This is a genomic window from Neobacillus sp. SRL179, from assembly GCF_984799095.1.
Genome location: NZ_OZ481792.1, coordinates 2,936,509 through 2,955,900, shown reverse-complemented (window position 1 = coordinate 2,955,900; position 19,392 = coordinate 2,936,509). Strand labels below are relative to the sequence as shown.

At 35.3% G+C, this 19,392-nt stretch carries 19 protein-coding genes and 1 riboswitch; of the genes, 11 read left to right on the top strand and 8 right to left on the bottom strand.

From position 1 onward, the window contains the following. Nucleotides 1–104 precede the first annotated feature (104 nt). Both AC4E8C_RS14480 and AC4E8C_RS14475 read left to right on the top strand, forming a co-directional pair. Nucleotides 105–797, top strand: coding sequence for a M50 family metallopeptidase (locus AC4E8C_RS14480; protein ID WP_490207368.1), 693 nt, complete (start codon nucleotides 105–107; stop codon nucleotides 795–797). 55 nt (nucleotides 798–852) lie between these two features. Continuing rightward, nucleotides 853–1,329: a nitroreductase family protein gene (locus AC4E8C_RS14475; protein ID WP_490212571.1), complete on the top strand. Its 477-nt coding sequence runs from the start codon at nucleotides 853–855 to the stop codon at nucleotides 1,327–1,329. Nucleotides 1,330–1,364: 35 nt separating this feature from the next. On the opposite strand, the gene AC4E8C_RS14470 is transcribed toward AC4E8C_RS14475, so the two are convergent. Then, nucleotides 1,365–2,369: an NAD(P)H-dependent flavin oxidoreductase gene (locus tag AC4E8C_RS14470; RefSeq protein ID WP_490212570.1), complete on the bottom strand. Its 1,005-nt coding sequence runs from the start codon at nucleotides 2,367–2,369 to the stop codon at nucleotides 1,365–1,367. 266 nt (nucleotides 2,370–2,635) lie between these two features. Between AC4E8C_RS14470 and AC4E8C_RS14465 the strand changes: the two genes are divergently transcribed. After that, entirely contained in the window at nucleotides 2,636–3,886 is a 1,251-nt protein-coding gene (locus AC4E8C_RS14465; RefSeq protein WP_490207367.1) for a DHH family phosphoesterase, read from the top strand. Nucleotides 3,887–4,191: 305 nt separating this feature from the next. Further along, the gene (locus tag AC4E8C_RS14460; RefSeq protein ID WP_490207366.1) at nucleotides 4,192–5,178 is read left to right on the top strand and encodes an acyltransferase family protein; all 987 of its coding nucleotides are present in this window, start codon (nucleotides 4,192–4,194) and stop codon (nucleotides 5,176–5,178) included. 70 nt (nucleotides 5,179–5,248) lie between these two features. On the opposite strand, the gene AC4E8C_RS14455 is transcribed toward AC4E8C_RS14460, so the two are convergent. From AC4E8C_RS14455 to AC4E8C_RS14445, 3 genes are all read right to left on the bottom strand, one after another. Further along, nucleotides 5,249–5,770, bottom strand: coding sequence for a MerR family transcriptional regulator (locus AC4E8C_RS14455; RefSeq protein ID WP_490207365.1), 522 nt, complete (start codon nucleotides 5,768–5,770; stop codon nucleotides 5,249–5,251). Between the two features lie 116 nt (nucleotides 5,771–5,886). Continuing rightward, nucleotides 5,887–6,765, bottom strand: a complete 879-nt coding sequence (locus AC4E8C_RS14450) for a MerR family transcriptional regulator (RefSeq protein WP_490207364.1) — start codon at nucleotides 6,763–6,765, stop codon at nucleotides 5,887–5,889. A 222-nt stretch (nucleotides 6,766–6,987) separates the two neighbouring features. Further along, nucleotides 6,988–7,776 (bottom strand): HAD family hydrolase, encoded by a 789-nt coding sequence (locus AC4E8C_RS14445; RefSeq protein ID WP_490207363.1) that lies wholly within the window; start codon nucleotides 7,774–7,776, stop codon nucleotides 6,988–6,990. 212 nt (nucleotides 7,777–7,988) lie between these two features. Here AC4E8C_RS14445 and AC4E8C_RS14440 point away from each other — a divergent pair, with 212 nt between their 5' ends. After that, nucleotides 7,989–8,723 (top strand): polysaccharide deacetylase family protein, encoded by a 735-nt coding sequence (locus tag AC4E8C_RS14440; protein WP_490207362.1) that lies wholly within the window; start codon nucleotides 7,989–7,991, stop codon nucleotides 8,721–8,723. Between the two features lie 102 nt (nucleotides 8,724–8,825). On the opposite strand, the gene AC4E8C_RS14435 is transcribed toward AC4E8C_RS14440, so the two are convergent. Together AC4E8C_RS14435 and AC4E8C_RS14430 are read right to left on the bottom strand one after the other, a co-directional pair. Beyond that, a complete protein-coding gene (locus AC4E8C_RS14435; protein WP_490212569.1) occupies nucleotides 8,826–10,187 on the bottom strand; it encodes a PFL family protein in 1,362 nt (453 codons plus the stop codon). Nucleotides 10,188–10,204: 17 nt separating this feature from the next. Continuing rightward, a complete protein-coding gene (locus tag AC4E8C_RS14430; RefSeq protein WP_490207361.1) occupies nucleotides 10,205–10,480 on the bottom strand; it encodes an ACT domain-containing protein in 276 nt (91 codons plus the stop codon). Between the two features lie 77 nt (nucleotides 10,481–10,557). Next, a riboswitch (glycine riboswitch) is annotated at nucleotides 10,558–10,637 on the bottom strand. A gap of 185 nt (nucleotides 10,638–10,822) precedes the next feature. Between AC4E8C_RS14430 and AC4E8C_RS14425 the strand changes: the two genes are divergently transcribed. The 5 genes from AC4E8C_RS14425 (at nucleotide 10,823) to helD (ending at nucleotide 16,872) form a co-directional block, all read left to right on the top strand. Further along, nucleotides 10,823–11,170 (top strand): hypothetical protein, encoded by a 348-nt coding sequence (locus AC4E8C_RS14425; RefSeq protein ID WP_490207360.1) that lies wholly within the window; start codon nucleotides 10,823–10,825, stop codon nucleotides 11,168–11,170. A gap of 136 nt (nucleotides 11,171–11,306) precedes the next feature. Continuing rightward, nucleotides 11,307–12,809, top strand: coding sequence for an aminotransferase class V-fold PLP-dependent enzyme (locus tag AC4E8C_RS14420; RefSeq protein WP_490207359.1), 1,503 nt, complete (start codon nucleotides 11,307–11,309; stop codon nucleotides 12,807–12,809). A 37-nt stretch (nucleotides 12,810–12,846) separates the two neighbouring features. Beyond that, complete coding sequence (locus AC4E8C_RS14415) at nucleotides 12,847–13,335, top strand: L,D-transpeptidase family protein (RefSeq protein ID WP_490207358.1); 489 nt, start codon at nucleotides 12,847–12,849, stop codon at nucleotides 13,333–13,335. A gap of 177 nt (nucleotides 13,336–13,512) precedes the next feature. Beyond that, complete coding sequence (locus tag AC4E8C_RS14410; RefSeq protein WP_490207357.1) at nucleotides 13,513–14,355, top strand: hypothetical protein; 843 nt, start codon at nucleotides 13,513–13,515, stop codon at nucleotides 14,353–14,355. Nucleotides 14,356–14,544: 189 nt separating this feature from the next. Further along, entirely contained in the window at nucleotides 14,545–16,872 is a 2,328-nt protein-coding gene (gene helD, locus AC4E8C_RS14405) for an RNA polymerase recycling motor HelD (protein WP_490207356.1), read from the top strand. Nucleotides 16,873–16,928: 56 nt separating this feature from the next. Here helD and AC4E8C_RS14400 read toward each other — a convergent pair whose 3' ends face one another. After that, a complete protein-coding gene (locus AC4E8C_RS14400; protein WP_490207355.1) occupies nucleotides 16,929–17,063 on the bottom strand; it encodes a BA3454 family stress response protein in 135 nt (44 codons plus the stop codon). A gap of 345 nt (nucleotides 17,064–17,408) precedes the next feature. Next, complete coding sequence (locus tag AC4E8C_RS14395) at nucleotides 17,409–17,639, bottom strand: hypothetical protein (RefSeq protein WP_490207354.1); 231 nt, start codon at nucleotides 17,637–17,639, stop codon at nucleotides 17,409–17,411. Nucleotides 17,640–17,979: 340 nt separating this feature from the next. On the opposite strand from AC4E8C_RS14395, the gene asnS reads away from it, so the two are divergent. Next, nucleotides 17,980–19,371, top strand: a complete 1,392-nt coding sequence (gene asnS, locus AC4E8C_RS14390) for an asparagine--tRNA ligase (protein ID WP_490207353.1) — start codon at nucleotides 17,980–17,982, stop codon at nucleotides 19,369–19,371. Nucleotides 19,372–19,392: the final 21 nt, after the last annotated feature.

Genomic DNA, 19,392 nt, shown 5'->3' with positions numbered 1-19,392 from the left:
TGGTACCTAAAACTTACTAAAAGAAATTTAGATTACAAAATTTCTATTCATGAAACAAAAAATGGTAAAATAAAATAAAAATATATTTAAAAAGAGGAGAATATATGTTTAGTTTTGTACGTGATAAATTCAGTGCGAAGTTTTTCCTTTTCCTCGTTTTAGCATTTATGCTTATTCATGTGCCTTTCTTTGGAAATTACATTAGAATCATTAATACAGTATTCCATGAAACTGGCCACGCCATCATTGCCCTTTTAGGTGGGAATGTAGAAACCATTTCATTATTCATGAATTCAGAAGGAGCAACAATTAGCAGTCAATCAACCTGGGTGGGTAGTTTCTTTACCAGTTTGGCAGGTTATACCTTTGCCTCTTTTATGGCCTTTCTCTCATTTTTACTAATAGGGAGGAAAAGGGAAGCGCTTTTGATTGATATTTTACTTGGTTTTATTTTTTTGAATCTGATTTTTTGGGTACGAAATCCATATGGAATCTTTTGGCTTTGTTCATTTGCAGTTACCTTTCTTTTTCTTCTCATAAAGGGAAGTCAGAACTTAAGAAATCATTTATTATTATTAATTTCCTCGATTTTACTTGTGGACTCTGTCCAAAGTGCCTATGAAATACTCCGTATTAGTGTTATTCAGCCAAATGCTGCAGGGGATGCAGCAAATTTAGCTCAATTAACCGGGGTCATTCCAGCACCATTCTGGGGACTTTTATTCTTCCTTCAAGCACTGGGGTTTTGTTATTATGGGTTAAAAAGAGGTTATTATAAAGTAGGTGGAATAAATTAAGAAGAATCATATTTATGATAATGTTGAATGTTAAGGGGGAGATTCTGTGAATATCATGGATGTACTATATTCGAGACGAACTATAAAGAAATTTAAGTCAGAACCTGTTAAAGAAGAATTAATTATCACATGGTTACAGGCTGCGGCAATGGCACCTAATCATCGCATGACTGAACCGTGGGAGATTTTTTTTATTGGTAAGGAAACAAGAGAGAAGTTAAATCATAAAACTAATTTTGGTAATGCCCCATTCTTAATGGCTATTCTTTCTAGGCGGGGTGCTACTGAAGTTGAAACAGAGGAAAATGCACTAGCCACAGCATGCTTTATTCAAAATTTTAACTTAGCTGCTTGGGCTAATGGTGTAGGGACGTTTTGGTCATCGATTGGCATAACAGGTAAGAACCGGGAAATTATTGGGGTTCCTGAAGGCTATGAAATTATTGGGGTGCTGGGCGTGGGGTATCCAGAAGTAATTCCAGATGCAAAGCCACGTACTTCGATTACCAATAAAATCAAAAGATTACAATAGGGGGAAAGCCAACCATCAGGTTGGCTTTTCTTTTGCTATACATGTGAAAAGGATGAAAGATTGCCCACATTGACTGCGCGAATATATTCAGCCGATAAATTATCGATTATCGTTCTTACTGGAAGAATCTCATTAATCTCAGCCACTCTTGCTCCTGCAAAAACAAGTCCATTCTCGACATCCCCATTTACAGAGGTAATTAAAGAATCAAGTGTGCAGAAACGATAGGAACAATTCTTTAAGCAATCATGACATTTTGCTATTTTTAATTTATTTGATCCGCTTACCGAATTCGTAAAGTTATTCTTGATCGCTCTTCCTTGTAATCCGACAGTTGTTTTAAGTAAAACTAGATCTTCTTGTTTAGCATTAACATATTTTTGTTTAAAGGCAAGGGGAGCATCGCATTCTTCACTGGCTACAAATTTTGTTCCCATTTGTACCCCTGAAGCCCCCATAGCAAGGGCTTTAGCAATATCCGCACCAGTCATTATTCCTCCTGCTGCAATGACTGGAATAGAGACAGTTTCAATAACCTCTGGAAGAATATCGAACATGGGTCGATCCGTTCCCAAATGTCCTCCCGCTTCGAAGCCTTCAACGACAACAGCTGAAGCACCGAGCCGTTCGCAAATCCTTGCTAACTTTGCAGAAGAGACAATGGAGATAACTGGAATTCCTGCTTGTTTGCCCCAACTATACATATCTCTTGAGATACCCGCACCAGAAATAATAAAATCAACCCGTTCTTCTAAGGCAGCTTTCATTTTTTCTGCAAAGTCATTCATAGCAAATAAAACATTTACGCCAATATAACCTGCACCCTGGATTAGTTCTCTTGCATGTCTTATATGTGAACGCATTTCCTCAACCGGAATCCCAGTTCCTGAAATTATTCCAATTCCGCCGGCATTTGCTACTGCTGAGGCAAGTTTGCTAAGTGAAATACCAACTCCCATTCCGCCTTGTAGAATGGGAACCTTTGGTGTCATATGCCCTATTTTAAGTTGTGGAAAGATCAATTTATAACCCCATTTCAGTTGATATTATAATGATATCTTTATAGCATCATACCACCTAAGGATCGTTAGGTATGTGATAATTGTTACCTGATACTAAAAGTAAGTATTGTGTCCTAGTATAATGTAATTGAAATCTTAGATATCGATTTAATCCCTGTTTTAGTATATATTTAGCAAAGAGACCTTAAGAAATGACTAACAGCAGGTTACAGTTAAGTCTGTATAAGAATAGTTTCTCAAAACCAAACTATACGTTATGGAAATAAGATTGGATGGTGTCAAATATGGTAAAAATTTTTACGGATATAGACTTAGATGGTCTAGGATGTGGATTGATTGCAAAAATGGCCTTTGGAGAGAAGGCAAATGTGTTTTATAGCTCATATCGTAACTTAAATCAAAGAGTGGAAGCTTTCATCACGCATCCAGGTAATAATCAAGAAGAAATTTATATTACCGATTTAGCAGTTAATGAATTAGTCGAGAAAAAACTTGAAGAGCGGTATAGACAAGGAAAACATATTCAAATGATTGATCATCACGTGACAGCTCTTCATTTTAATAAATATGACTGGGGAAGGGTAATCCCAGAGTATGAAACAGGTAAAAAGACCTGTGCAACCTCTTTATTTTATGATTATCTAATAGAGCATGGAATGATGGAAAGAAATGCTGCTCTTGAGGAATTTATTGACTTAGTTCGTCAGTACGACACGTGGGAATGGGATGAAACGAATAACGTTACAGCTAAGAGGTTAAATGATCTATTTTATATAATGAATAGGGAAAAGTTTGAAGAGGAAATGCACAAGAGATTAATGGAAAATAAAGAGTCATTTATGTTAACAGACACGGAAAATATGATTCTTGATATTGAAGAACAAAAAATCCACCGGTACATCCATTCAAAAAGCATGCAGATCGTTCAAACCTTTGTGGGTGATTATTGTGTCGGTATTGTTCATGCTGAACAATATTTGTCGGAGCTGGGGAACGCCTTAAATAATATTTATCCCCACTTGGATATGATTATTTTATTAAATGTAAGTGGGAAGAAAATGGGATTCCGAACGATTCATGATGAAGTAAATGTGGCCGAGTTTGCCAAAAAATATGGTGGAGGCGGTCATCCCAAGGCATCCGGCTCTGAATTGACAAGGGAAGCATTTGATACATTTGTGGTGAATGTGTTCGATTTAAACCCGCTAAAACCGGATACAGATCGGAATGAATATAATGTAAAGGGTTCTCCCTTTGGAACAAGTTATCAGAACCAGCTGGGCGAAATTTCTTATATCGTACCAAACGGAGATGGAACTTTTTATATTTTACATAAAGGTGAAAGTGCAGACCCTGTATTTCCGAATTTCGAGGATGCAGAACGATTTATTAAAAGAAATTATTCCTCATGGCTTAGACAGGATCAAGAGTTTCTTAAACGGCTTTCAGCGTTTCTTCATATTCCACTTGAAGAATTAAAGGAAAACTTTGATGAGATTATCAGTAACAACTTTGTTGATATTGTGAATGTATAAAAGTGAGCTTGGGGAAATCCCAAGCTTTTTTTATTTTTCTTAACATCTTAAGGATTCATTAAGAATTGAGTGGTAAATTATTCGTGGGTATATAGTATTGCTATTTTAGAATTGTAATTTTAATGCAACACTAAGTAAATTCAAAAACATATTGCTGTAATGTATGTAGAGTATTATTGAATATAAGGAGTTTTATCTAACTTAAAGAGGGTAAACACTAACTAAATTAAATCTTAATTATCTGTATTAATAATACTAATATACCTTTTTATGAGATTTAAGAGAAAATTTAACGGGGTGATTGAATGGCAGCTACTTCAAAAAGGAGTAAATATTTTGATAATGCCAAATTTATATTGATATTTCTTGTCGTTTTTGGTCATCTCATAAGTCCTTTAAAAGAACAAGATGGATTACTTTATACTTTATATACAGTCATTTTTTTATTTCATATGCCTGCATTTATTTTAATCTCGGGATACTTTGCAAAAGGTTTCAAAAAGAAAGGGTACTTAATAAAATCTGTCAAGAAAATATTAATCCCTTATTTTATCTTTCAAGTTATCTACTCGGTTTATTATTATTTGATTGGGAAAGAAGAGAGTTTTGTGGTTGATTTTTTACATCCACATTGGACATTGTGGTTTTTGTTAAGTTTATTCTTTTGGAATTTACTCTTATATGCGTTTGCAAGGATGAGATGGTTTGGATTTGCCATTGCAATAGTAATGGGAATTGCTATTGGATATGTGGAAGATGTGGGTAGTTTTTTAAGCCTTTCAAGAACATTTGTATTTTTTCCGTATTTTTTATTTGGATTTTTATTAAGTGGGAATCAATTAAGACGACTAATACGGGCAAAATATTCACTTCCTGTTGGGATCGGCATTATTCTAGTTACCTTGTTGTTCTTTGGAACAGGATTCCCAAAAGATGCTGTACCATGGCTATTAGGTGACACCTCATATGCAAATATGGGGGGGATGGAATGGTCGGATGGACTTTTTCGGGCACTGCAATATGGGTTGACGTTAATTGTTGTATTTGGATTTTTAGCGTTAATTCCTTCGACACAATCCAAGTTAACCAAAATTGGTGAAAGAACACTTTATGTCTATTTGTTCCATGGTTTTATCATAAAGTCGCTTCAAGCCATGTTACCTAAGGAGAGTTTATCGCTCTTTTCGGATAACTATCTCTTACTGCTGATCCTATCCTTTGCCATTTGTGTAACTCTTGGAAGCTTTTTCATAAAAAAATATACTCAGCCACTTGTTGAACTTAAAGTGTAGATATGGTATTGGATAGTTATATGAAAACAGCCGAACGTTATCGTTCGGCTGTTTTCATATAACTATATAGTTAAAACCCAAAGATAGAACTTACGAAATTTTTTTTCTTTTTTCTTTTGGCCTTATTTTGATCCAATATAAGCGGTTTTTCCATTTTTGAGGGTAACAGTTGGTTAAGCTGGTCTTGAAGAGTTTTAACTAACTGGGTTAGTTCTTTTACATTATTTTGCAAGTCCTCTATTTCTCGGCGATGTTGCAGGAGTTGATAAGACGCAACTGAATCTGCCTTTGCATCCAAACTGGCTTCTAATTTGTTCACCTTCATCAACAGTTTTTCAATAGCTTGATCATTTTCTACCGCCTTCACCGCTCCCTTCCGCGGATTCTTTTTCTCATTTATCGGTGTTATCTCATGGAGTAAAGTACCATTTTGAAGTTGTTCATGAATCTCTTTTAAGAGTTTTATATCTTCGTTAGAAAAATGATAATGTCCACGATCATTTTTCACCATTGGGAGTCCAAGCTGCTTTACCCAGCGTTGAATTGTACTTTGAGACACTCCTAGTAATTTTGCCACTTCACTTGTATTCATGTCGAATCCTCCTAAGGATAGATTTGCCCAAACTCTGAGTAACGAATAATAAAAGCAACTATCACAACAATCAAAGGAGCTTTTGATTACTTATCATTTCATAAATTAGCTTGTGATTATGTCCATAATTTCCACCATTTCTTATCTTTTGTCGCAGCTACATCACGAAAGCTTGTTAACATTTGCTGGAATGCTAATTCACGTTGGGTGACTTCGTTCCTGTATTGATTACGTTCTTCAAGGAGAAATTCACGATCCTTTGTAATTGTCTCGGATAAACTGGAGAGTTCATTATTTGTAATATCAACATAATGAGACAGCTCTTCCGTTGTCTCTGCTAATTGTTTTGAAAGTGAATAAATCTCTTCGGAGGTCTCTAGTGACACATTAGTTATATTCTTGGCAAGGTACTTTAGAGAGTCTGCTGTAACCTCTGTTGTTTTTTCTAATGTTTCCGAAAATTCTTTTATTTCAGCCTGCGTATTTGCAGATGATTTGTAAATGGAGTCTGAAATGGATTTAACTGTTGTTAATGATCCACTTTTTATTTCTTTCTTTACTTCCTCTAAAACCTCTTTCCGAACAACACTACGTATTTCTTCCTTTACCTCATGTAAAAAGGTTTTCTTATAGGTTTCCATTACTTCAAAAAAAAGCTCTGTATTTTTCATGGCTAAATCTTCAACTGGCAAAGTAGTAATAGCATCTTCTTCTGTGATGATTTCTAAGGCTATTTCTGAAACAGGGTTGGTTTCCATTATAGCCGGCTCCTGTTTGGTGTGAATGGATTGTCTAATCATCTCCTTACTTACCTTTTGGTCCGCTAGTTGTTTTATTTCAAACAATTGATCAATTACTAAGTCAGTGAAAAGCCTAGCACCTTGTTTAGAGCGAGGGATATCAAGAATATCTACAAACTCTTTTTCCCACTGGCGGACAATCCCTGGTGTTACATTTATTTTTTTTGCCACTTCTTTTAATGTATAAGTCTTCAAACATCATCATTCCTTTCTATGTCTCTCGGAAATAATTCTTCTTTTTTACATATTCACCATTAGGTAGGTGAATTTCCTGCTGTCTGACAAAAGCTATCAAAACAAGACTGAAATCACGAAATAACAACATATTTTTTAAAAAACATTATTGTAGGCAAAATGAAAGAGTGCAGAAAATTAAACTCCCGCACTCTTTTAAAATATATATTTAATTACCTTCAACTATTCGACTAATTGCAGCATTTTCAATCCATTATATATGCCGGAATTAGTGACTTCTGTTGTTTTATGCTGTGCATATTGAAAAATGTCTGGATGTCCATTTCCCATAGCAAAACCTTGTCCCACTAATTGCAGCATTTCCTTATCGTTCATACCATCACCAAAGGCAATGGAGCTATCCCTAGGTATACCTAGATGATTCAAAACCATTTGAACCCCATAGCCTTTATTTACTTTATCCCGGATGACATCATAGCAATCCATCATGCCCTCAACATTAACCTGAGATAAATGAATATTACCTTGCTGATTGTAAAGATCCACATCATCAACATTTAAATTAACTAGTGTAATCCCGAGAATCTCCTTATCTAATGCAGGTGTATATGGTTCATTTTTATGTAGGTGGAAAACTTTCCTGAAACTTTGCATTTTGGGGTCATCTATATGCGTAAAGACGTTACTATTATTTGTGTATAGTACGGCTTCATGGTGATGATTTGCCGCAGTTTCCAAGAAATGCTTCACAATGGAACTGTCAATCGGTTCCTGAAATATGTCTTTTCCTTGATACTTTGCATAGGCGCCGTTGTAGCCTATAAATGAGCGAATGTTCAGTTCGCGTGCAAGGTCATCTATTTCATGCAACGGTCTTCCAGTTGCTAAAAATACCTCCACTCCCTTTGCTTGAACCTGGGTAATGGCATCCTTTGTTGATTGTTGAATAGTGGCTTCTGGTGTTAATATGGTTCCGTCAACATCTAGAAATAAAACTTTGTAATGGGTCATTATGTATCTCCTTCTTATTAGATAAGAATAGTGTAACACTTTTACAATCATGATTTCATCTAGCATGCCGTATGAATTAAACATTAATAGTATGTAAAAATCCATTTTAACCTATAATTCAATACAATGCGGAATGAAGACTTTTAATGAACGATGTTATTTAGAGGAATACTAGGGGAACTAGACAATCAAATAAAAAAGTGAGGAATTATATGAGTAAGATTTTATTGTTATTTATTTGTTTATTCCTTTGTGGTATTCCCGAAAAAGCATCAGCAAGGCTAAAAGTACCTATCTTAATTTATCACTCCATCGAAGAATTTAACGGGATTGGATCAAAGGAGTTATATGTTACACCCAATAATTTTGAGAAACAAATGACCTATTTAAGAGATCACGGTTATACGTTGTTAACTTTTGAGCGCTGGCAAGATATTAAAAAAGTTCAACGTCCGATCTTTATCACTTTTGATGATGGCTACAAGAATAACTTGAATGCTGTGGCCATATTTAAAAAAATCAGAACAGAACAATTTGACCCTGTAGGTACCTTTTTTGTTATTTCTGATTTCGTAGGGCGTTCAAACCGCTTATCAACAATGGATATAAAGAAGCTATCAGATTCAGGAATCATCTCCATTCAGTCCCACACTGCAAAGCACCCAGATTTAACCAAAGTTGAAAATATAAGCTATGAACTGAAAAACTCAAAAGAGAAAATAGAAAAACTTACAGGCAAAGCTGTTATTGCACTGGCATATCCATATGGAAACACAAACAACCAAGTTATTGCAGAAGCAAAAAAGTATTATCTATTTGGACTTACCACTACGCCGGGTTCTTACAGTCCAAGTGGAACAAAAAACGAGTTATATTACCTTCCTCGATCATATGTTAAATATTCAACATCTATAGAGGATTTTGCAAAAATAGTGGAGGGGGAATAAAAGCGTCTTGTATAATAATCCATCGTGGGTTAATACAAAAAAACTGTGCAGCCTCAAAGGGCTTTGCACAGTTACATATCATAATATAAAATATACTGCTGCTTAATTGATTAGGGCCTGGAGTGGGGCAGGAATTCTTCCGCCACGATCAATTAACTTTTGGGAACTATAAGGATTAACGCCCATAATCGGTGCTCTACCTAGCAGTCCGCCGAATTCAACTATCTCTCCTTCTTTTTTACCTGGAACCGGAATAACCCGGACAGCAGTTGTTTTTTTATTGATCATTCCGATTGCGGCTTCGTCCGCAATCATCGCGGAAAGGGTAGCAGGAGACACATCACCTGTTATCGCAATCATGTCAAGTCCGACAGAACACACACAAGTCATCGCCTCTAGCTTAGATAACGTAAGGGCACCGTCTATAATTCCCTTAATCATTCCATTGTCTTCACTTACAGGAATAAAAGCTCCACTTAAGCCTCCTACATAAGAGCTGGCCATGGCGCCTCCTTTTTTTACGGCATCATTCATCAAGGCTAGTGCTGCAATGGTTCCGTGTGTACCCACCCGTTCAAGGCCAATTTCCTCAAGGATCTCGGCAACGCTATCGTTTAAAGCATTTGTAGGAGCAAGCGAGAGATCCATAATACCAAAGGGAATGCTGAGGCGTTTTGCCACTACTCGGCCAATCAGCTCTCCTGCACGTGTAATCTTAAAGGCAGTTTTTTTAATAATATCTGATACTTCTCCTAGGTCGGCATGTGGATGACGTTTTAAAGCATTTAAGACAACACCTGGTCCACTAACGCCAACATTAAGGACTACTTCACCTTCACCAGTTCCATGAAAGGCTCCAGCCATAAAAGGATTGTCCTCAACAGGATTACAAAAAACAACTAGTTTAGCACAGGCAATCCCGTTTTGCTCTTTTGTCCTTTCAGCAGCTTCTTTTAAAATATATCCTATCTGACGTACCGCATCCATATTAATTCCACTGCGAGTGGTTGCAACGGAAACAGAAGAACAAACCCGTTCTGTTACGCTAAGTGCCTCAGGCAATGCTTTAAGAAGCACTTCATCGCCTTTTGTCGAACCTTTATGAACAAGAGCAGAGAACCCGCCAATAAAATCAATTCCTAGTTGTTTTGCAGCCTTATCAAGCGTTCTCGCCAGATCTACAGTTTGTTCTACTGTTGCATTTCCGAGGATTTCAGCAATGGGTGTGATGGAAATACGTTTATTGATAATGGGTACTCCAAATTCTTTTTCGGTTTCCTCCGCCACACTTTTTAAGTTCTTTGCATATTTAGTGATTTTCGTAAAGACACATTCCTTCATTTTATCAAAATCTGAATCTGCACAATCTTGCAAGCTTATCCCCATTGTTACCGTACGAATATCCAAATTTTCCATTTGTACCATTCGAATCGTTTGTAGTATTTCATCCATTGCAATTGATATATGTATCGCCCCTAAGATTATATTCTGTGCATGGCTTGAAAAATTTCTTCTAGCTGAAGATTGATTTGGACATCCATTTCATTGCCAACCTTGTCCAAAGCTGTGCGCACTTTATTTAAATTTTCATTTTCAGTCACATCAATTATCATCATCATGGTAAAAAATTCTTGCAAAATCGTCTGACTGATATCGAGAATATTCATGTTGTTCTCTGCTAATACAGTTGTCACTTTAGAAATAATGCCAACCTTGTCTTTTCCAATGACACTTACTACTGCACGTCTACTTTCCATTGTTCCACCTCATTTATAAAATAAAAAAAAGATTGGTTGCTCCAATCTCACGGTTAAGAAAAGTGTGCAGTTTTGCACAACATTCTCCTGTCCTTTTGCCTGAGATTGTGAATCCTTCGGCGCCACTTTTTTAAGCGGTCTCTCCAGAAGCTGCTCCAGTTGTAGTTTACCCACAACCATCATTGCCGGCTATTATGAATTAACCAAATAATATCAATCTTTAATTATTCAGTCAATTATTAAATGAATGAAAAAACATTGTAAACGAGTGGAAACCTTAATGTAATCAAATCTTGATATAATGGTACAAATAGGATAGAGAATAGTAGGGTGGGTGTTTTTATGGAAGAAACCATTGCAAAATCATATTTACAGAAATCACTTGATGAGTGGAAAGACGATATTGCATTAGTATTAGCCGAAATTGCAAATGAATATGATGAAGTGGCACAAGAATTAAAAGTGTATTCTTATAAATATGGTATTACTAAGCAAGTAATCCAATCAACTGTAAACGAGGAAATTATCGAGAAAATTCGAGAGATGTATCATAAGCCATTTGAGGAGAGCTATAACCAACTAAAAGAATACATAAAGGATTTAGAAGAGAAAAGAAGAGTGTTTCAAATGTTTATTCAAAAAATCGATGAAGTGACGAAAAAAGAATCTGCTAAGATTACAACCTATTAATAAAAAATCCGAAGCATAAGATCCCAATCCCTAGTGATTGGGATCTTTCTTTTTGTTTCATATTTTGTTAAAAGGAGACGCGATTACTGATTTTGCATATATTGATTAACAAAAACAATTTTGTGAGGTGTGAAACATGATCACGGCAAAGATTGGATCCAATACCTTTCGTATCCCGGATAACCTTGCGGAATATTTTCAAACGTTTCGCTCACAAGTGATTGGTATAAATCAAGAATTCATCTCTCCCTATGGAAAAAGGAAAATTATTTATGCGGATTGGACGGCAAGCGGGCGTTTATATAGACCTATCGAACAAAAAATTTCCGAGACATTTGGCCCATTTATGGCCAATACACATACCGAATCAAACATTACAAGTTTAATGATGACAGGAATCTATAATCAATCAAAAAAAATTATTAAAGACCATGTGAATGCTGATCCAACTGACGTGCTCATTTTGGATGGATTTGGGATGACGTCAGTTATTAATAAGTTCCAACGTTTGCTGGGGCTCAGAGTCCCCGGGCAGTTTAAAAATAGCATAATCCTATCTGAAGATGAAAGACCAATTGTCTTCATTACACATATGGAGCACCATTCAAATCATACATCATGGCTAGAAACATTGGCAGACGTGGAGATAATTGCTCCTGATCCTTATGGCCGTGTAGATATAAATCAATTAGAGAAATTACTACAAATATATAAGGACCGACCTTTAAAAATAGGTTCATTTACAGCTTGTTCCAATGTAACAGGAATTCAGACACCCTATTACCAACTAGCAAAAAAGATGCATCAACATGGTGGTTTCTGTTTCGTTGATTTTTCTGCAGCAGCTCCCTATATAACAATTAATATGCATCCAGACGATCCGCTCGAAAAATTAGATGCCATTTTTTTTTCGCCTCATAAATTTTTAGGAGGCCCTGGATCTAGTGGTGTTTTAGTGTTTGATTCGCGATTATATAAAAACCAGGTACCTGATCATCCTGGTGGAGGAACCGTTACATGGACTAATCCTTGGGGAGAGCACCAATATTATCAAAACATTGAGTTGCGTGAAGATGGAGGGACGCCAGGAATCTTACAAGCCATTCGTACAGCATTATGTTTGAATTTGAAAGATCAAATGGGTGTTAAAAATATTTTAAACAGAGAAAAAGAACAGTTGAAGTTGTTATATCCGCTTTTGAAAGCAATACCTGGTCTTCATATCTTAGATGGTCAAATCAACACTCGACTTGGAATTGTTTCATTTTTTATTGAGAATATTCATTACAATTTAATTGTCCGCTTATTAAATGATCGATACGGTATTCAAGTGAGAGGTGGGTGTTCATGCGCGGGAACATATGGTCATTATCTATATCAAATAGATAAAAACACCTCTAAACAAATAATGAACAAGATTAATCAAGGCAATCTATCATCAAAACCAGGATGGGTAAGGTTTTCCCTTCATCCAGTGATGAATGATGAGGAAATAATTATATTTGCAAATGCCTTGAAGGAGATCACCGAGAACATTGAGGAATGGAAAAAAGATTATAAATACGATTCCGCAAGTAATGATTATTTTTATATAAATTATAAAAGAGAAGATATGTCATCACTATTTCGTCTTGAATAAACTCTGAAAAAGGTCATTTTTTGAAAGGCGGGATCACATGATTCATATTGTTAAGCCTGGTGAAACACTAAATATACTTTCTGCTAACTATCGCGTAAGTTTGCAGCATCTATACGCGGCAAATCCTGGTGTCGGACAATTACATGTCGGACAACAGATTCATATTCCAGGTCTTCTAGATCCAAGTACTATCCCGTATACCATTCAGGTGTCGGTAGGAAAAAGGCGGCTTTCTTTGTACCATTCTGGAAAATTAGTGAAAATCTTTCCGATAGCAGTTGGGAAAATGCTGACTAATACACCGATGGGAGAATTCGTCATTGTTAATAGACAATATAATCCCGGTGGTCCATTTGGCGTTTTGTGGCTATCTTTATCAAAACAGGGCTATGGGATACACGGGACCAATAATCCAAGTTCAATTGGAAAAGCCGTCTCACATGGCTGCATAAGAATGTACAATCGGGATGTACTCCATCTTGCTGAAATGGTTCCTAATGGAACGAGAGTGAATATAATTCCTTAAACAAAGTAATTCTTTATTATAATTTAATTAGTTGAAATGAAAATTTAGCGATGTGCAGAAAGCTTTCCGAATAAGGAGAGCTTTTCATTATTTATAATCTGCACGGTCATTAATAATTATTTTACGGATTTTTTCTAATACTAATTAAATAAGGAATAATAGAGGAGGGATAACCTTATGAGAATGAAAAAAGTAAAAAGAAATAGTCTTCCTTTTTTAATCTTATTATTCATTCATTTATTTCTTATTATGTTAGCCTTCAAAAAGAGTAAAAATAGAAAAAACTTATTAATCCTGTTAGGCTCCAATATGGGGTTTGCCTACTTATTTGAATATATTGTTCTAAATATATTTAAGGCATATAAATATAAGCCGAATATATTAAAAAACAGATCATTAGACAATATTTTTGGTGCTGCATTATCTCAAGCAGTATTTATTCCTTTTACGGCCGTGTTATTAACGTCATTTAAGTCTGGTTGGCCTGTTAAGATTCTATTCAGTATTTATTTTTCTATAATAGAATTGCTTTTCCTGTGGTTAGGGATATATAAACACAATTGGTGGAAAACGGTATATACCTTATTACTTATACCTTTTTACTTTAAGTGGAGTGATATATGGTATAGTCTCATCGATAAAAAAAATGAAGTAGTGCGAATGATTTCCTTATTTTTGCTAATTATGGTCACAGAAACAAATTTATTTTTAGTTTTAGCCATTTTGCGAAAAGTTCGTTTTGGTTGGGGAAAGTACTTTGCGTGGACGGAACATTTTGTTATATCTCCGTTGTATTCAATTACATCTTCCTTTTTTGCAGTTTATTCCTTAAAAGGAAATTTTAAAGAAGGAAAAAAGGCAGGTTTAATTATATTTCCAATTTGTTTAGCTCAGTTCTTTGTGGGAATAAAACTTTTAAAGAATAATGTTAAGTTTAGTGAATTTTTTTTAATACGAATTGTTATGATGTTTTCTTATGGAAAATTTAATGAGTGGGTGTACGGTATCAAAAGTAAATAATGTTCGAAAAAAGAAAAAACGCCTCCATGGCGTTTATTATTTCGCTTGAAAATATAATAGGAGCATGATAGAATTAGGTTTACTGCTGATACCATGATATTAACAAATTAAAAATATCCTATTTTAACATTAACACAAAATAATTCTATTGTCAAGTTATTGATTCTAAATTTGTCTGGAGTGTGGCCAATGAGCAAGATACAAAGAAATGTGTGGCAATCTGAACAAGAAAGAGTTAACTCAGTTGTAGATCTAATAAATAAAAAGACAGATAACCTTTTGAAAAATGCAGGAAAAGTAAGGACAGATGTTCTTGAGATTCGAAAGTCTTTTTGGGATGATGTAACCGTCAATTTGGATGAACCTGACGATTATATCGAAACAGCAGCGAGTATTAAGCAGCAAGCTGAACTTTTGTCTGAACGAGAACGGTCGCATAAAAACTTGGATAAACAGCTAAAAACATTAGATCGTTTAAGGTATTCCCCTTATTTTGGAAGGATTGATTTTCATGAAGAGGGGGAACCATCCTCAGATCAGGTATATTTGGGCATAGCTTCTTTGATGGATGAGAATGATGAACAATTTTTAGTCTACGACTGGCGTGCCCCAATTTCTAGTCTCTATTATGATTTCGCACCAGGACCTGCACAATATAACACCCCTGAAGGAATTATTCATGGAGAAATGGAGCTTAAACGACAATTTATTATTAGATCATCAGAGATTAAAGGAATGTTTGATACTGGTGTAACGATCGGGGATGAAATGCTTCAAGAGGTGCTTGGTATTAATGCCAGTCCGCAAATGAAAAGTATTGTGGCAACTATTCAGCGGGAACAAAATGAAATTATTCGAAATGAACGTAGTAAAATATTAGTCGTTCAAGGAGCTGCCGGAAGCGGCAAAACATCTGCAGCATTACAGAGGGTTGCCTATTTGCTATACCGGTATAGGGGAACAATAAATGCAGAGAACATCATGCTTTTTTCGCCCAATCCGCTTTTTAACAGCTATGTTTCCACTGTATTACCTGAGTTAGGCGAAGATAATATGCAACAATCCACCTTCCAGGAATACTTAAATCATAGATTAGGAAAAGGGTATTACGTCGAAGATCCTTTTTCACAAATGGAGTTTTTGCTAAGTGTAAAAGGTGAAAGAGATTATCAAACAAGGGTGGATGGAATTCGCTTTAAGGCAACTCTTGAATTTAAAGCAATGATTGATCAGTATACTTCTAAACTATCCAGTCAAGGATTACTGTTTAAAGATATAACGTTTAAAGGGGATGTTATCCTTTCCAAAAAAGAGATACACGATTACTTTTATTCGTTGGACGAAAGCTATTCAATACCCAACAGAGTACAGCTTGTGAAGGAATGGTTGTTAAAAGAATTAAGGAGGGCTATGAAGAGAGAACGTTCTAGGAGCTGGGTTGAAGAAGAAATTCAATTTCTTGAAAAAGAAGACTATATGGAGGCATTTAAGAAGCTTCAGGAAAAAAATCGATTCACAGACAATACATTTGATGATTTTGAGCGTGAACAAAAGCTCCTTGGAGAAATGGTTGTAAAGGAAAAGTTTAAACCCTTATTTACAAGAGTGAAAAATCTAAAGTTTATTGATATGAGGGAAATATATTTGCAACTATTTAAACAATGCGAACACATAGATGAAAGTCTTCCACTATACTGGGGATTGATTTGTAAGCAGACGGTTGAGAATTTTAAAAATAGAATCATCCCTTACGAAGATGCAACACCTTATGTTTATCTGCAAGATTTAATCGAGGGGCGAAAATCAAATACAGCCATTCGCCATATCTTTATTGATGAAGCACAAGATTATTCACCTTTTCAATTTGCATTTATTCAACAGTTGTTTCCCTACAGTAAAATGACGTTGCTTGGAGACTTTAATCAAGCGATATTTTCTGGTGCAACGAGTTCAGAAACAGTCCTTAGTGATAGTAGTATAAAAGATGAAAAAGATGTTGAGCTGTTTGTTTTAACAAAAACTTATCGGTCTACAAAGGAAATTGTTGAATTTACGAGTGGATTAATTGAGGATGGCGAAAAAATAGAACCATTTAATCGTAGGGGAAGTAAGCCTGTAATTGAAGTAGTAGCCAAAACTAATCTACATTTTGCAATACTTGAAAAAATGAAAGAATTTAAGAACACTGGATATCAAACCGTAGCGGTAATATGTAGAACCGCAGCAGAAAGTATAGCCGTATATGAAAAACTTAAAAATGAGATTCCTCTCCACTTAATTGAAAAGGGGACCGTTTCTTATGAAAAAGGCAATATTGTGATTCCCTCTTATCTTGCAAAAGGAATCGAATTTGATGCAGTCATTCTTTACGATAGTTCTCAATATAAAAATGAACGAGAACGAAAATTATTCTATACGGTTTGTACAAGGGCCATGCATGAGTTGCATATGTTTTCGACAGAGGGGATAAGTCCGCTAATGAAGTCCGTTTCCAAGGAAACCTATATTATCGCATAAAAATAGCTGCAGGATTCGTTAGTTGAATCCTGCAGCTTTTAAATGGGTAATGTTAATTATTTTTTCCATTGTTTTTGGACTTGTTCATAAGCCAGACGAAATATTTCATCTTGAGATGTTTCCCGATTAGTAATGACGTTTGTTAAATAACTTTTTCCTTTAAGTCTTATTGTTACTTCTACTTGTACCATAAAAAATCACCTTTCTTTAAAAAATATATATTGAAGTAAATTGCGCCTAGTAAATGACACAACTCTTTAGAATACGTATTAATTATCATAATAATAACAAAAAATTTTCGACAATGGATTCAACAAAAATATGAAGTCGGCGGCGTGCAACTATATGCACTTTTGAATATGGGTATGCGTAGGCGAGGCTTGGACAAAATCGAATCGGTGTGTTGAGATAAAATACAAAGCTCAACAATTTTGGGAAACATTAGGATTAGAATATTATATAATAAAGAATACAAAAAAAGGAAGTGGAAACTTTTGTAATCAAGAATTAATTGGCTAAAGGTATATTTGTGAAGATTAAACCTCGACTGCCAAAAATTCCTCAGCAAACAGCTGTACTTGTTTCTTATCTATTTTATTCTTCTTTAGTAAGGATTCTGCAATTACTAAGTATGCCTGAACCACAGTGTTTCTTTTTAAATCGCGTAGGGATACATCTCCATTCAGTAATTCAATAGCTTTATCTTTGATGTCTTGACTCTTAGAAGAATTGTAAAGTAGATACGCAATACAGGTAATCTTGTCCATTAGGGTTCCTCCAATCAAGAATCTGAATCTATCTACAAATTCGACTTCATTCTAAATACTTCCTGCTAATTTCCAGAATATTTTTACTAAATAATTAACCTGGGCATATCCAAAAATATGGCAAGCATCATTATGTATCCCTTTATCTTTTAAAAATAGGATAATTTGTTGAATATTGCTTAATTGATATGATTTTTATATAATATTGAAGGGATAAAAGAACAAAGATGATCGTCAGAGGATTTTTACCTTTCGTCCCATTGGGAGGAAAGGTTTTTTATTATTAGAATCCAAATGACAATTCGCAAAAACTTATACATATGATTTAGGAGGAAAATTGATGAAACAGACCTTAATTAAGGATCTATACAGAAATACCGGTAGTTATATAGATCAAAAAGTCCAATTGTCTGGTTGGATTCGTACAATACGTGATTCCAAAACTTTTGGATTCATTGAATTAAACGACGGCAGCTTTTTTAAAGGGGTACAAATTGTATTTGATGAGCAGTTGGTTAATTTTAAGGAAATTGCAAAGCTTCCAATTAGTTCATCTATTAGGGTAGTGGGGGATTTTATCCATACGCCAAATGCAAAGCAGCCATTTGAAATTAAAGCAACTGACATTGTCATTGAAGGTACATCAAATGTTGATTATCCATTACAAAAGAAAAAGCACTCCTTTGAATATTTAAGAACGATTTCACATTTACGTCCAAGAACAAATACGTTCTCTGCTGTGTTCCGTGTGAGATCACTAGCATCATATGCAATCCATAAATTTTTCCAAGATAAAGGATTTGTTTATGTCCATTCCCCAATTATTACTGGCAGTGATACGGAAGGGGCAGGAGAGATGTTCCGAGTAACAACTCTCGATATGGACAATCTTCCGAAAAATGAAGAAGGTAAAACAGATGTAACAAAAGACTTCTTTAATAAAGAAACGAATCTAACGGTTAGTGGTCAGCTTTCTGCTGAAGCTTTTGCGCTAGCATTTCGAAATGTTTATACCTTTGGGCCAACATTTAGAGCTGAGAACTCTAATACTGCAAGACATGCTGCAGAATTTTGGATGATTGAACCAGAACTTGCTTTTGCTGAACTTCCAGACATTATGGATTTAGCTGAAGAAATGGTTAAATATGTGATTGGTTATGTTTTGGAACAAGCTCCTGAGGAAATGAATTTCTTTAATAGTTTTATCGAGAAGGGTTTATTAGAGCGATTAAATAATGCACATGATGCAAATTTCGGTCGTGTAACCTATACGGAAGCAATACGATTATTGCAAGAATCAGGTGAAACCTTTGCCTATCCGGTTGAATGGGGGCTTGACTTGCAAACAGAACATGAACGATATTTATGCGAAAAGGTTTTTAAACGTCCAGTTTTTGTTACGGATTATCCAAAAGAAATTAAAGCATTCTATATGCGTTTAAATGAAGACAATAAAACGGTTGCGGCTACTGATTTACTTGTACCTGGAATAGGGGAATTGATTGGTGGAAGTCAGCGTGAAGAGCGAGAAGAAGTACTTGCTGGAAAGATTAAAGACCTTGGCATGAATGAGGAAGACTATTGGTGGTATCTTGAATTAAGAAAATACGGTGGTACGAAACATTCTGGCTACGGTCTAGGTTTTGAACGGTTAATTATGTACTTGACTGGAATGACAAACATTAGAGATGTGATTCCATTTCCAAGAACAACCGGTAATGCCGAATTTTAAAAGCAAAAAAGATCCATTCAA

Excerpts from the sequence above, each read along its gene's own strand:
- AC4E8C_RS14480 (WP_490207368.1), top strand. The coding sequence starts at position 105 with ATGTTTAGTTTTGTACGTGATAAATTCAGTGCGAAGTTTTTCCTTTTC.
- AC4E8C_RS14475 (WP_490212571.1), top strand. The coding sequence starts at position 853 with ATGGATGTACTATATTCGAGACGAACTATAAAGAAATTTAAGTCAGAA.
- AC4E8C_RS14465 (WP_490207367.1), top strand. The coding sequence starts at position 2,636 with ATGGTAAAAATTTTTACGGATATAGACTTAGATGGTCTAGGATGTGGA.
- AC4E8C_RS14460 (WP_490207366.1), top strand. The coding sequence starts at position 4,192 with ATGGCAGCTACTTCAAAAAGGAGTAAATATTTTGATAATGCCAAATTT.
- AC4E8C_RS14455 (WP_490207365.1), bottom strand. The coding sequence starts at position 5,770 with ATGAATACAAGTGAAGTGGCAAAATTACTAGGAGTGTCTCAAAGTACA.
- AC4E8C_RS14445 (WP_490207363.1), bottom strand. The coding sequence starts at position 7,776 with ATGACCCATTACAAAGTTTTATTTCTAGATGTTGACGGAACCATATTA.
- AC4E8C_RS14440 (WP_490207362.1), top strand. The coding sequence starts at position 7,989 with ATGAGTAAGATTTTATTGTTATTTATTTGTTTATTCCTTTGTGGTATT.
- AC4E8C_RS14430 (WP_490207361.1), bottom strand. The coding sequence starts at position 10,480 with ATGGAAAGTAGACGTGCAGTAGTAAGTGTCATTGGAAAAGACAAGGTT.
- AC4E8C_RS14425 (WP_490207360.1), top strand. The coding sequence starts at position 10,823 with ATGGAAGAAACCATTGCAAAATCATATTTACAGAAATCACTTGATGAG.
- AC4E8C_RS14420 (WP_490207359.1), top strand. The coding sequence starts at position 11,307 with ATGATCACGGCAAAGATTGGATCCAATACCTTTCGTATCCCGGATAAC.
- AC4E8C_RS14415 (WP_490207358.1), top strand. The coding sequence starts at position 12,847 with ATGATTCATATTGTTAAGCCTGGTGAAACACTAAATATACTTTCTGCT.
- AC4E8C_RS14410 (WP_490207357.1), top strand. The coding sequence starts at position 13,513 with ATGAGAATGAAAAAAGTAAAAAGAAATAGTCTTCCTTTTTTAATCTTA.
- helD (WP_490207356.1), top strand. The coding sequence starts at position 14,545 with ATGAGCAAGATACAAAGAAATGTGTGGCAATCTGAACAAGAAAGAGTT.
- AC4E8C_RS14400 (WP_490207355.1), bottom strand. The coding sequence starts at position 17,063 with ATGGTACAAGTAGAAGTAACAATAAGACTTAAAGGAAAAAGTTATTTA.
- AC4E8C_RS14395 (WP_490207354.1), bottom strand. The coding sequence starts at position 17,639 with ATGGACAAGATTACCTGTATTGCGTATCTACTTTACAATTCTTCTAAG.
- asnS (WP_490207353.1), top strand. The coding sequence starts at position 17,980 with ATGAAACAGACCTTAATTAAGGATCTATACAGAAATACCGGTAGTTAT.